The following is an 11,387-nucleotide window of genomic DNA, read 5'->3' as shown; positions in this document are numbered from 1 at the left end:
AATCGGCGAAGCCCGACGCATCGGCATAAGGATTGCCCTGGTCCGAGGTCGCGAAATCCCGGTAGAAGTGCTGCTGCGGCCGTTCCGCCCCGGAGGCGTCGATCTCGCCGGCGTCGAAGCGCTTGCGCTTGTCGGCGTCGCTCAGCAGATCGTTCGCGGCCGCCACCTCCTTGAACTTATCCTCCGCCGCCTTGTCGCCGGGGTTGAGATCCGGGTGCAGCTTTTTCGCCAGCTTGCGATAGGCGCTCTGGATCTCGGCGGCCGAAGCCGTCGGGGCGACACCCAGAACCTCGTAAGGATTTCTCACGGGCTACTCCGAAGGCCTGTTCGGTAGCGAGACGCACAGCGAATTGTGTCACTTCGCATGAAACTTGATAGCGGCATGCGTGCCATCGCAGAAAGGCTTGTTTCTGGAGCCTCCGCAACGGCACAGGGTCACCCGCTGGCGGACCTCATACTGCTCGCCATCGGCGGAGACGACGGCGATCCCGCCGCGCAGCCAGATCGGTCCACTGCAGCCCTCGCTCGGATCCTCGATGAAGCCGATCGCGGGCTCGACATGCGGCTCGAGTGCGGCCTGCCTGGCCTTGTCCCAGGCAACAAGGCGCCCCGAGGGACAGTTCTGAACCTGGTGGATGAAGGTTTCGCGTAACTCGGGATCTCCGGTTTCGGCGACTTCGTTCCAGACCCGTCCATTGGCATCGCAGAAGCGCGCGAAGGCGCAGAGCCCCTCGACATCGAGGAGCGCGAGCTCGGGGCCGTTGAAGGCCTGCGCCCGTTCGAGATAGGGCGCTCTGTTCGCGGTTTCGGTACCGTCGAAGCCGACCTTGGCGTGGGAGCCGTCGCAAAAAGGCTTGCTGTTCGAATGTCCGCAGCGACACAGCGCAACGGTCGCCTTTCCTTCGGGACGCTCGTGCCCGACCCACTCCTCCGATACCCCTGCGGCATCGGTCGCGATGGTCAGATCGGAAAGCCGGACCCGACCTGCTACGATATAAGGGCCGTTGCGCGTGACTGTCACGCGCACGCTGCGCTCGGTGTCCTTCATAACGTCCTCCCACGCATGGTAGGCCCTGGCCGGGCCGCGTCGAACCGCGTTTCCGCCCGATGTCACCTCTTCTTCTTGTCGTTGTCTCCGATCTCGGTGAATTCGGCATCAACGACGCCGTCGCCTCCGGCATGTGCGGTGCCGGCTCCGGCTTCGGAGGCGGTCTGGGACGAAGTTTGCATGGCCTCGGCGAGCTTCATCGAGGCCTGCTGCAGGGCATTCGTCTTCATCTGGATCGCGGCAATGTCGTCACCCTTGGCAGCCTCACGCAGATCGGTCGCCGCATCGTCGATGCCGCGGCGATCCGGCTCGGGCAGCTTGGCGCCATGCTCCGAAAGGGTTTTCTCGGTTGCATGCAGCAGAGCCTCGGCGGAGTTACGAGCCTCGACGAGTTCACGACGCTTCTTGTCCTCGGCGGCGTTCGCCTCGGCATCCTTCACCATCTTCTGGATATCAGCTTCGGAAAGGCCTCCGGAGGCCTGAATCTGGATTCTCTGCTCCTTGCCCGTGCCCTTGTCCTTCGCCGAGACGTTGACGATGCCGTTGGCGTCGATGTCGAAAGTCACTTCGATCTGCGGCATGCCCCGCGGGGCCGGGGCTATTCCGACGAGATCGAACTGGCCGAGGAACTTGTTGTCGGCCGCCATCTCGCGCTCACCCTGGAAGACCCGGATCGTCACAGCGTTCTGATTATCCTCTGCGGTGGAGAAGACCTGGCTCTTCTTCGCCGGGACGGTGGTGTTGCGCTCGATYAAACGCGTGAACACGCCGCCGAGCGTCTCGAGGCCGAGCGAGAGCGGGGTCACGTCGAGCAGCAGCACGTCCTTGACGTCGCCCTGCAGTACGCCGGCCTGAATCGCAGCGCCGATGGCGACGACCTCGTCGGGATTGACGCCCTTATGCGGCTCCTTGCCGAAGATCTTCTGCACCACCTCCTGGATCTTCGGCATGCGGGTCATGCCGCCGACGAGGACGACCTCGTCGATCTGGCCCGCCGAAAGGCCGGCATCCTTCAGCGCATTGAGGCAAGGCTCGATGGTCCGCTGCACGAGGTCCTCGACCAAGCTCTCGAATTTCGCCCGTGAGATTTTGATTAGAAGGTGCTTCGGACCCGATGCATCGGCCGTCACGAAGGGCAGATTGACGTCCGTCTGGGTCACGGTCGAAAGCTCGATCTTGGCCTTCTCGGCCGCTTCCTTCAGGCGCTGGAGGGCGAGCTTGTCCTTGCGCAGGTCGATGCCCTGCTCCTTCTTGAACTCGTCCGCGAGATACTCGACCAGGCGCATGTCGAAGTCCTCGCCGCCGAGGAAGGTATCGCCATTGGTCGACTTCACCTCGAAGACGCCGTCCCCGATATCGAGGATCGAGATGTCGAAGGTGCCGCCGCCGAGGTCGTAGACCGCGATCTTCGCCTGCTTCTTCTTGTCGAGCCCATAGGCCAGCGCAGCCGCTGTCGGCTCGTTGATGATGCGCAGCACCTCGAGGCCGGCGATCTTGCCTGCATCCTTGGTCGCCTGGCGCTGGGCGTCGTTGAAATAGGCGGGAACCGTGATGACCGCCTGGGTGACCTTCTCGCCGAGATTAGCCTCGGCCGTCTCCTTCATCTTCTGCAGGATGAAGGCCGAGATCTGCGAGGGCGAGTAGGGCTTGCCCTCGGCCTCGACCCAAGCGTCGCCATTGGCGGCCTTGACGATCTTGTAAGGCACCAGCGCCTTGTCCTTCTCGACGGTCGGATCATCGTAGCGACGACCGATCAGGCGCTTGACCGCGAAGATAGTGTTGGTGGGATTTGTCACCGACTGCCGCCGCGCCGGCTGGCCGACCAACCTCTCGCYGTCGGAGGTAAACGCCACGATCGAAGGGGTCGTCCGCGCACCTTCGGCATTCTCGATAACACGCGCATTCTTGCCGTCCATGACGGCGACGCAGGAATTCGTCGTTCCGAGATCAATTCCGATGACTTTGGACATCACTCTGCTCCCTGTCGCGCTTTGGTTGTCGTGTCCGCTTTTCGCTGCACCCTAGCTAGCGGCATCCGTCGGGCTTGGGCCTGCGGGGGCTGGGGTTGCGGACCCCTTCCCTCGCCTGCCTGCGTCGCCAATCGGGATATTGAGGCGTGCCCCTGCCCCCCCGGCTCTCGGGAACGTCACGATCAGAACGCCGTTGTCGAAACGTGCCTGGCTCTGATCGCCTACCACTGCACAGGGCAGTTTCACCGTTCGCTGGAACGTACCGTAGGGCCGCTCGACGATATGGTAGCTGTCCTCGGGATCTACGCTGTCGGCCTTCTTCTCGGCGCGGACCGTGAGAAGGTCGCCGGGGAGCGAGAGATCGATGTCGTTGCTGTCGATCCCCGGCAGCTCGATGGTGACGCGAACCTGCCGGTCGTTGGCGCACACATCCATGAGGGGGCTCATCGGCGCGGCCTGACGGCCGCTGCTTGTCAACCTGCCATGAAACACGTCTTCGAAGAGACGGTTCATTTCGCTGTGAAGCGCATGAAACGGCGTCCCGATGCCACGCCCCAGCCAGTCGCGCTCCGGAACGCTCTGTGGCTGGCCGGGAGAGGAGGCTTCCTGTGCCATGAGATCACCTCGTTCGTCGCCATCCGGGAACGCGAGCCCGAACCAGCCTCAGCAACCGACATGCCAGACGATATACCCTGCAATATCAGAACCTTAATCCGCCAGACCACGCTCCGGTGGACAAGCTGTCCCGTTACGCCGGGACAGAATGTCCATGACGCCGGAGCTAGCGAATGGCGGCTTCGACCATCTGGCCGATCCAGGCCTCCAGAGTGAGCCCCTCCTTCCTGGCACGCTCGGTCGCTGCTTCTGCGACGCCTGGCTTGAGGGGAACGTCATAGATGACGGCGTCGACATCGTTCTGCGCGTAGACGAGGCGCGTGGCCTTCTGGGCGAAGCGCATGACGCGTGCCCGCTTCTCGGCATCGGAAAGACCAGCCTCGGCGGCCACCGCCGGACAGTAAAAAGCGATCAGATGGTCGATGGTGTTACCGGACGACAGGCCGTGCTCCCGCAGCAGAGTGATCGCGGCGGCGAGCTGGTCGCTCTGCTCCAGCGCGAACCCCTTGGGCAACCGCGCATCGATGTCCGCGACTGCCGATGGCGTGGCGAGATTGCCGAGTTTCCCACAGGCCAGGCCAGCCGCGAGTGACGGGCCGGCGAGAAGCACCGATCCGGCGAGCGCGAAACCGGTGATGGTCGCTATCCCTTTCATCAAATCACCCTCCCGGATCTTCAATGCGGTTTCGGCTCGGCTCTAACGTCAAGAGATCGCCTTGCCCGACGGAGCGCCCCGCGCGACCCCGACCTTGGCCGGGCGCAGCGGGCGTGTTCCGATGGAATAGCCGGGCTCGACGACCTGACTGACCGTGCCCTCCGGCACTGCCGGGTCGGGAACCTCGAAGAGCGCCTCATGAAAATGCGGATCGAACCGCTCACCGACCGGCGAGAGCTTTCGGACGCCATGCTTCTCCAGGACGCGCAGCAACTCCTTCCCGGTGAGATCGACGCCTTCCATCAGCGCCTTGACGAGGCCTTCGCCGCCCTGCGGCGTCTGCGTGCGAACGCTGGCCATGGCGCGCTCCATGTTGTCGGCGATGGGCAGCAGGTCGCGGGCGAAGGTCGTGACGGCATAGCGGCGCGCATCGATCAGGTCGCGCTCGGCGCGGCGTCGCACATTCTCGGTTTCAGCCAGTGCCCGTAGCAGGCGGTCCTTCAGGGCAGCGTTTTCGGAGCGGAGCTCCGCCAGCTCGCCGGTCTCCGGTTGCGCTGGCGCAGCCTCCCCGGCCGCGGCGCTGCTCTCTTCGCCGGTCTGCGCTGCAGCGCCGGGGGCAGCCTGCTCGCCGGAGATCGACTCGCCAGCATCGCCCCTCACGCCCTTCGCCTTGTTATTTCCACCGATCATCAGCGCCTCCGATCCAGCTCTGCCGCCTTTGCGGCCGCTCGTCAGGGATATTGCGACCCGAAACCGATCGGGCTCGCGAGATAGGCTGCGTCAGTTCATCGACTTCAATCGTACGCCGGTCCCGACGAGGGCGCAGCCCTGAAAGATCAGGTCGATCGACAGGACCAGGCCCAGCAGCCACGCGCTGTTGACTGGCCAGCCGACCAAGAAGATCAGCCCAACAGCCGTCGAGAGAACGCCGGAGGCGACGATCCAGCCCCAGCCGCGCTCCGACATCGCCCCTGCCCCGAGCCAGATCCGCATGATACCGGAGGCCGCAGTGAACAGCGCCAGAAGCAGGGTCAGGGCGGACGATGCCAAGGCCGGGTTCGTGAATGTCACGATACCAGCGACAACATAGAGAAGGCCGCTCAGCAGCCAGAGAATGAAGCCGGTCCAACGTGTCAGCCGGCAGGACTGAACGATCTGGAGCACGCCGGCTATGATCATCGAAGCGCCGAGGTAGTAGACGGTGACGATGGTGGCGAGCAGCAGATGACTGCTTGCGATCAGGCCGAGGACGATGAACGCGGCCCCCAGCGCGAGGAACCACGCCCAGGCGGTGCGGATATCGTCCGCTAAGATCACGCCGTGGCTTTTGTCGATATGCGTCATGGGTACGTCCTTCCCGGTGAACGACCGTGCCGAACATTCCCGCAATAGGCGTGCCAGTGTGAAATATTTTCTAGATCAGTATGTTAGTATGATCTGGGCACGGCAGGAGAGACATTCTGTCCAAGCTTTTGAAGACAGAATGACCGGAACAGGTCGCCGCCCATTCGCGTGAGTGCCGGATGTCCGAAGCACAGGCACGTGTTGCGACGAAAATTCATCTCCGTCGTTTCGAGAAYGTCATCTCAACAGAAACTATCGACGCGCGTTCACCGCTCCAGTCGCGCCCCTTACTGCCTGGGCTTCCTTGTCAGGAATGTGAGGTCTTTCCGTCGGAGCCGTGAGGCGGCCCGGAGCCTTTCCCTGCTTCCCCGAACCGCGCGCTTCGTGCGGCTTCGAATTGCAGCACGGTTTGCGGCTTGACGAACAGAGCCACAACGTTCGGATGCGTTTCCCTGACACGGTGTTCGATCTTGGCCACGCAGGTTTCGATGTCCGCGGTCTTCATCTCGGGATCGAACGCGATGCTCAGCGCCACCATCGCCTGGTCCGGTGCAAGCTGGGCCGTGAGAGCGCTGTTGGCGTGGACGACGCCCGGCTGCTCCTGGGCAAGCCGGCAGATCGCCTCCACGAGCGCCGGCGTCGCGCGCTCCCCGATCAGCAGGCTCTTGCTCTCGACCGCGAGCAGGATCGCGACGACGGCCAGGACGAGACCGATCAGGATCGAGGCGATGCCGTCGAAGACCGGCTGGTCGAGCCATTGCGCCGCGAAGATGCCCGCAGCCGCGATCAGGATGCCGATGAGCGCCGCCGTGTCCTCGAACAGCACCATGAAGGATGGTGGATCCTTGCTCTGGCGAAACGCCGTCCAGAAGTGAACCTCTGCCCTGACCTTGGCGAAGCCACGCCAGGCGATGATCCAGGACGTGCCTTCGAAAAGGAAGGACAGGGCCAGCACCACATAGCTGACCACGGCATGCTGGATCGGTTCCGGCGCCATGACATGGTGCACGCCCTGATAGATCGAGACGCCGGCGCCGAGCGCGAAGAGCATCAGCGCGACGATGAAGCTCCAGAAATAGAGTTCCCGGCCGAAACCCAGCGGGTGGACCAGGTCAGGGCGTCGCGCAGCGCGGCGATAGCCATACAGCAGCAACGCTTCGTTGCCGCAATCGACAACCGAATGCACGGACTCGCTGAACATGGCGGCACTGCCGGTCACGGCGGCGGCGACGAGCTTGGTGCCGGCCACCGCGACATTGCCGGCGAGCGCCGCATAGACAACGCCCCGCCCGGCGGAACGATGTCGCAGCTTCGGATCCGACACGATGGCGGTCATGTCAGCCCTCCGCGACCTGCGTACCCCGAACCGGATTGGCCGGGGCCGTGTCGGGCTCGTGCCGGGCGCCGGGGGCCAGGCCCCCTCGCGCGAGGGGAAATGCCTCCTCCCCCGTCGGCCAGCTTTCGACATAGATCGACTGGCTCGGAAAGGCGAAGCCGGTTCCCGCCTTCTCGACCAGCGCCTTGATGGCGAGGACGAGCGCTTCCCTGGTCTTCAGCCATTCGCCCCAATCAGTGCTGCGTGTGAAGCAGTAGAGCATGAGGTCGATCGATGAAGCGCCGAAATCGGCGATACGCACGAAGAGCGGCGCCTCGGGCGGCGCCGCGAAATCAGGATTGTCACGGATCAAGGCCTCGATGCCGTCCCGGACCTCGCGCAACTGGTCGACGGTGGCGCCGTATTCCAGGCCGATCGTCCAGGAGATGCGTCGGCTGGTCATCTGCGAGAAGTTGGTCAATGCATTATCTGCCAGCTTCGAATTCGGCACGAAGACGGGCGCCATGTCGAAGCGCCGCACCTTCGTCGTCCGCAACCCAATCGTCTCCACCGTGCCTTCGACCACGCCGTCGACCAGGATCCAATCGCGGGTCTGGAAACGCTGCTCGCCGATGATGAAGATGCCGGCGATCAGATTCTTGAACAGATCCTGCGCACCGAGCGCGACAGCAACGCCGACGAGGCCGAGCCCGGCCAGAATCGGACCGACATGGATGCCCCAGATCTCGAGCACGACGGCAGCGCCCAGCGACAGCAGGACGATCCGGCTCACCCTCACCGCCCAACCGACCATCGCTTCGTTGAAGATCGAGCGGTCTCCGTGAAGCAGCGAGAAAGCAGGCTCGACGATGGTAAAAAGGGCCCAGAAGAACGTGGCTGCAACCAGCGAGCGCGTGATGTCCGCGAGCACCTCCTTCGCGCCCACGGGCAGGTCGAGGAAAGCGGCAATCGCGAACAAAGCGATGAGGATCGGCACGAAGCGCAGTGGGGGCGCCAATGCGGCGAGGATGTTTTCGCCCGCGGGTGTCTTATCGCCGATGGTCCAGCGACGCAGGGTCGTCAGCAGAACGCGGCCAACGAGGCGTCTGGCCGCARGCGCGAGTGCGAGAATGAGCCCTGCCAGTGCAATCTGGCCGACCGTGATCCCGCCGAGATCATGGCGCCAGACCTCCAGCAGCATCGGCCAGTCCGTGGTCAAATTGCGGCCCGGAGCACCTGCTTCCATATTCGTGCTCGCTGATCGTGAGGGATGAAAGTCGCGACCCGGCATGGCGGGGGCGCCACCCGACGCCACTGTGCCTTGCGCGTGGCATTCAGGAAAGGCGTTGCGCGTCGCCTGCTCAGCCGGCCAGCGCGAGCTTGATGACGCCGCTCACGATGCCGAGCGTCGCCACGCTCGCGGCCCAGATTCCCGCCATCCAGGCGAGCCGTTTCCAGAGCGGGGCGCCGGGCGTCATCAGTGATATCCGTGCACGCCGGCCTTGCCGCGGAACACCCAATAGGCCCAGCCCGTATAGGCGAGGATGAGGGGGATGATGACGAGCGCGCCGGGAAGCATGAAGATTTGGCTCGAAAGCGGCGCCGCAGCATCCCAGATCGTCACCGCACGCGGCACGATATAGGGGTAGATGCTGATCCCCAGGCCGACAAAGCCTAGCAGGAAAATCGCCAGCGCCATGAGGAAGGGCAATCTTTCCGATCGGCGCCCGAGGCTCCAGAACAAGGTTGCAGCGCAAATCGCGACCAGCAACGGCACCTGCGCCGTCAGCAGAACACCGGGCATGGCAAACCAGCGCCGCCAATAGTCATAGGCCAGGAAAGGCGTGGCTGCGCTGACGGTCGCCAAGGCGGTGAGCGTCGCCAGAGCCAGCCAAAAGGCGACCCGGCGAGCATGGTGCTGGCTCGAGCCTTCCGTCTTCCAGATCAGCCAGGTAGCGCCGAGCAGGCCGTATCCGATAACCACGGCAAGTCCGGTGAGCAGGCTGAAGGGGCTGAGCCAATCCAGCCAGCCGCCGGCATAGGCATCCCGCTCAACATGGATGCCCTGCAGGATTGCGCCGAGCGTCACGCCCTGCGTGAAGGCGGCGACAAAGGAGCCAAGGCAGAAGGCAACATCCCAGAACGGGCGGTGGCGCGGGTCACGCCAGCGGAACTCGAAGGCGACACCCCGGAAGATCAGGCCGAGCAGCATGGCGATCATCAGCGGATAGGTCGCCGGCAGGATGATGCCATAAGCGAGTGGAAATGCGGCGAAGAGGCCGCCGCCGCCCAGCACTAGCCAGGTCTCGTTGCCGTCCCAGACCGGCGCGATCGAATTCATCGCCTGGTCGCGCGCGTCGCCGACCGCGAGGCTCGGGAACAGGATGCCGATACCGAGGTCGAAACCGTCCATCACGACATAGGCCATGACCGCGAAGCCGATGATGCCGGCCCAGAAGATGGTGAGATCGATACTGGCCATGGCGCTCACTCCCCCGCGCCCGCCGGAGCCACGACGCCTGGCGCCGGCGTGATGCCCGCCGCGCGCTGCGGCATAGGGGCTGGAGCCGCCTCGCCGCTGCCGGGCGGCTTCCCCATGAGGCGCAGCAGATAATAGACGCCGGCCCCGAAGGCGAAGAAATAGACGATGACGAACGCGATGAGCGAGGCCGCCACCGCCGGCGCCGCCAAGGGCGAATGGGATTCCGCTGTCCGCAGCAGGCCGTAGACGGTGAAGGGCTGGCGCCCGACTTCGGTCGTCACCCAGCCGGCGATTACCGCGACGAAGCCGGACGGTCCCATCAGGATGGCCGCGCGATGAAGCCAGGGCCAATCGTAGAGCCTGCGGCGGAACCGCGCGAGCAGGCTCCAGAGGCCGAGGCCGAGCATGGCGAAGCCGAGCGCGACCATGATCCGGAACGACCAGAACACGATATGCGCCGGCGGCCAGTTTTCGCGCGGGAAATCGACGAGGCCCGGCAGCGGCGCGAAGGGATCATGCTTCAGGATCAGCGAGCCCAGATGCGGGATCGAAATCTCGTAGCGTACCCGCGCTTCCTCGTTGCTCGGCAGGCCGAAGAGGATCAGCGGCGCACCGTTGGGACTCGGCTGATAGTCGCCCTCCATCGCCAGAACCTTGGCTGGCTGATGCTCCAGCGTATTGAGCCCGTGCGCGTCGCCGGCCAGGATCTGGATCGGCGCGACCAGCGCCGCCATCCACATCGCCATCGAGAACATCGTGCGGGCGCCGGCATTCGTCCGGTCCTTCAGCAGGTGCCAGGCCCCCACCCCGCCCACGACGAAGGCGGTGGTCAGGTAAGCGGCGATGACGGTGTGGACGAGACGATAGGGGAAGCTCGGGTTGAAGATGATCGGCAGCCAGGAACCGGCCGGAACGAACTGCCCCTTCGCGTTGATGGCGTAACCGGCCGGCGTCTGCATCCAGCTATTCACCGAGATGATCCAGGTCGCCGAGATCAGGGTGCCGAGCGCCACCATGCAGGTTGCGAAGAAATGCAGCCGCTTGCCAACCTTGTTCATGCCGAACAGCATCACGCCGAGGAAACCGGCCTCGAGGAAGAAGGCGGTCAGCACCTCATAGGCCATCAGGGGTCCGATGATCGGCCCGGCCTTCAACGCATAGACCGACCAGTTGGTGCCGAACTGGTAGGACATCACCACGCCCGAGACCACGCCCATGCCGAACACGACCGCGAAGATCTTGAGCCAGTAGCGATAGAGATCGACATAGACGGCTCGCCCCGTCCTCAGCCACAGCGCCTCGAGCACCATGAGATAGCTCGCCAGCCCGATCGAGAAGGCCGGGAAGACGAAGTGGAACGAGACCGTGAACGCGAATTGCGCGCGGGCCAAGATCACCGGATCGAGCTGGTCGAGCAACGTCCTTCCTCCTCGAAACGGAAACGGTCGTCCCGGAGCCGCCCTCCAAAGGGCCGCCGGCTGGCCGAAAGCAGAGCGGGGTCAGTCTACGACCATCCGCACCGGTATGGATTTGGCGGCGGGCGTGCCGCTGATCCTGTCGTAGTAATCGAGCGGCAGGAGCGGATTGAGCTCGGGGTAGTAGCCCGCGACGGCACCGCGCGGCATCGGATAGTCGAGGATCGTCAAACCTTCGACACGTCGCGCGATGCCGTCGCGGCTGATCGTCTCCAGCGCGATGCGTGCGCCCTCGTCAAGGCCGCGATCCTCGCGGTCTTGCGTGTTCACGAAGAGGACCATGCGGTCATTGTAAACGCCCCGGTAGCGGTCGTTGTAGCTGTAGATCGTCGTGTTGAACTGATCGTGCGAACGGACCGTCGCGAGCCGCAGCATGGCCGGATCCGCAACCTCGTCGTTGACCTCCAATCCCGGCAACGGGAGGAAATTTGCCTTGCCGTTCGGCGTCGGCCAGACCCGCCGACGCGGCGGGATGTCGAGATT

The 11,387-nt window shown here is 64.3% G+C and carries 13 protein-coding genes; all 13 read right to left on the bottom strand.

What is annotated here, in order from left to right; genetic code table 11:
• The coding region (locus AB4Y99_RS19460) for a DnaJ domain-containing protein (protein WP_441524465.1) at positions 1 to 307 on the bottom strand (307 nt) is incomplete at its 3' end.
• 48 nt (positions 308 to 355) lie between these two features.
• Positions 356 to 1,048, bottom strand: a complete 693-nt coding sequence (locus AB4Y99_RS19455) for a CDGSH iron-sulfur domain-containing protein (RefSeq protein ID WP_441524464.1) — start codon at positions 1,046 to 1,048, stop codon at positions 356 to 358.
• Positions 1,049 to 1,110: 62 nt separating this feature from the next.
• Positions 1,111 to 3,018: a molecular chaperone DnaK gene (dnaK, locus tag AB4Y99_RS19450; RefSeq protein WP_441524463.1), complete on the bottom strand. Its 1,908-nt coding sequence runs from the start codon at positions 3,016 to 3,018 to the stop codon at positions 1,111 to 1,113.
• A 51-nt stretch (positions 3,019 to 3,069) separates the two neighbouring features.
• Positions 3,070 to 3,633 (bottom strand): Hsp20/alpha crystallin family protein, encoded by a 564-nt coding sequence (locus AB4Y99_RS19445; protein ID WP_441524462.1) that lies wholly within the window; start codon positions 3,631 to 3,633, stop codon positions 3,070 to 3,072.
• A gap of 166 nt (positions 3,634 to 3,799) precedes the next feature.
• Positions 3,800 to 4,312, bottom strand: a complete 513-nt coding sequence (locus AB4Y99_RS19440; protein ID WP_441524461.1) for a hypothetical protein — start codon at positions 4,310 to 4,312, stop codon at positions 3,800 to 3,802.
• Positions 4,313 to 4,336: 24 nt separating this feature from the next.
• Positions 4,337 to 4,978: a nucleotide exchange factor GrpE gene (grpE, locus tag AB4Y99_RS19435; RefSeq protein WP_441524460.1), complete on the bottom strand. Its 642-nt coding sequence runs from the start codon at positions 4,976 to 4,978 to the stop codon at positions 4,337 to 4,339.
• Between the two features lie 90 nt (positions 4,979 to 5,068).
• A complete protein-coding gene (locus tag AB4Y99_RS19430; protein WP_441524459.1) occupies positions 5,069 to 5,632 on the bottom strand; it encodes an HdeD family acid-resistance protein in 564 nt (187 codons plus the stop codon).
• A 307-nt stretch (positions 5,633 to 5,939) separates the two neighbouring features.
• The gene (locus tag AB4Y99_RS19425; RefSeq protein ID WP_441524458.1) at positions 5,940 to 6,968 is read right to left on the bottom strand and encodes a cation diffusion facilitator family transporter; all 1,029 of its coding nucleotides are present in this window, start codon (positions 6,966 to 6,968) and stop codon (positions 5,940 to 5,942) included.
• Position 6,969: 1 nt separating this feature from the next.
• Positions 6,970 to 8,193, bottom strand: coding sequence for a mechanosensitive ion channel family protein (locus AB4Y99_RS19420; RefSeq protein ID WP_441524457.1), 1,224 nt, complete (start codon positions 8,191 to 8,193; stop codon positions 6,970 to 6,972).
• Positions 8,194 to 8,308: 115 nt separating this feature from the next.
• A complete protein-coding gene (locus tag AB4Y99_RS19415) occupies positions 8,309 to 8,425 on the bottom strand; it encodes a DUF2474 family protein (protein ID WP_441524456.1) in 117 nt (38 codons plus the stop codon).
• A complete protein-coding gene (gene cydB / locus AB4Y99_RS19410) occupies positions 8,425 to 9,429 on the bottom strand; it encodes a cytochrome d ubiquinol oxidase subunit II (RefSeq protein ID WP_441524455.1) in 1,005 nt (334 codons plus the stop codon). Before cydB ends, AB4Y99_RS19415 begins: the two co-directional genes overlap by 1 nt.
• Before the next feature lie 5 nt (positions 9,430 to 9,434).
• A complete protein-coding gene (locus AB4Y99_RS19405; RefSeq protein WP_441524454.1) occupies positions 9,435 to 10,847 on the bottom strand; it encodes a cytochrome ubiquinol oxidase subunit I in 1,413 nt (470 codons plus the stop codon).
• 81 nt (positions 10,848 to 10,928) lie between these two features.
• The coding region (locus AB4Y99_RS19400) for a molybdopterin dinucleotide binding domain-containing protein (protein WP_441524453.1) at positions 10,929 to 11,387 on the bottom strand (459 nt) is incomplete at its 5' end.

The organism is Allobosea sp. TAB14 (assembly GCF_052113865.1).
Taxonomy (GTDB): domain Bacteria; phylum Pseudomonadota; class Alphaproteobacteria; order Rhizobiales; family Beijerinckiaceae; genus Allobosea; species Allobosea spartocytisi.
The sequence above is the reverse complement of the archived record's forward strand: the minus strand, read 5'-3'. Positions and strand labels throughout refer to the sequence as shown.

What these genes read in the sequence shown, in the direction of transcription:
- AB4Y99_RS19455 (WP_441524464.1), bottom strand. Translation starts at nt 1,048, where the DNA reads ATGAAGGACACCGAGCGCAGCGTGCGCGTGACAGTCACGCGCAACGGC.
- AB4Y99_RS19445 (WP_441524462.1), bottom strand. Translation starts at nt 3,633, where the DNA reads ATGGCACAGGAAGCCTCCTCTCCCGGCCAGCCACAGAGCGTTCCGGAG.
- grpE (WP_441524460.1), bottom strand. Translation starts at nt 4,978, where the DNA reads ATGATCGGTGGAAATAACAAGGCGAAGGGCGTGAGGGGCGATGCTGGC.
- AB4Y99_RS19430 (WP_441524459.1), bottom strand. Translation starts at nt 5,632, where the DNA reads ATGACGCATATCGACAAAAGCCACGGCGTGATCTTAGCGGACGATATC.
- AB4Y99_RS19425 (WP_441524458.1), bottom strand. Translation starts at nt 6,968, where the DNA reads ATGACCGCCATCGTGTCGGATCCGAAGCTGCGACATCGTTCCGCCGGG.
- AB4Y99_RS19415 (WP_441524456.1), bottom strand. Translation starts at nt 8,425, where the DNA reads ATGACGCCCGGCGCCCCGCTCTGGAAACGGCTCGCCTGGATGGCGGGA.
- cydB (WP_441524455.1), bottom strand. Translation starts at nt 9,429, where the DNA reads ATGGCCAGTATCGATCTCACCATCTTCTGGGCCGGCATCATCGGCTTC.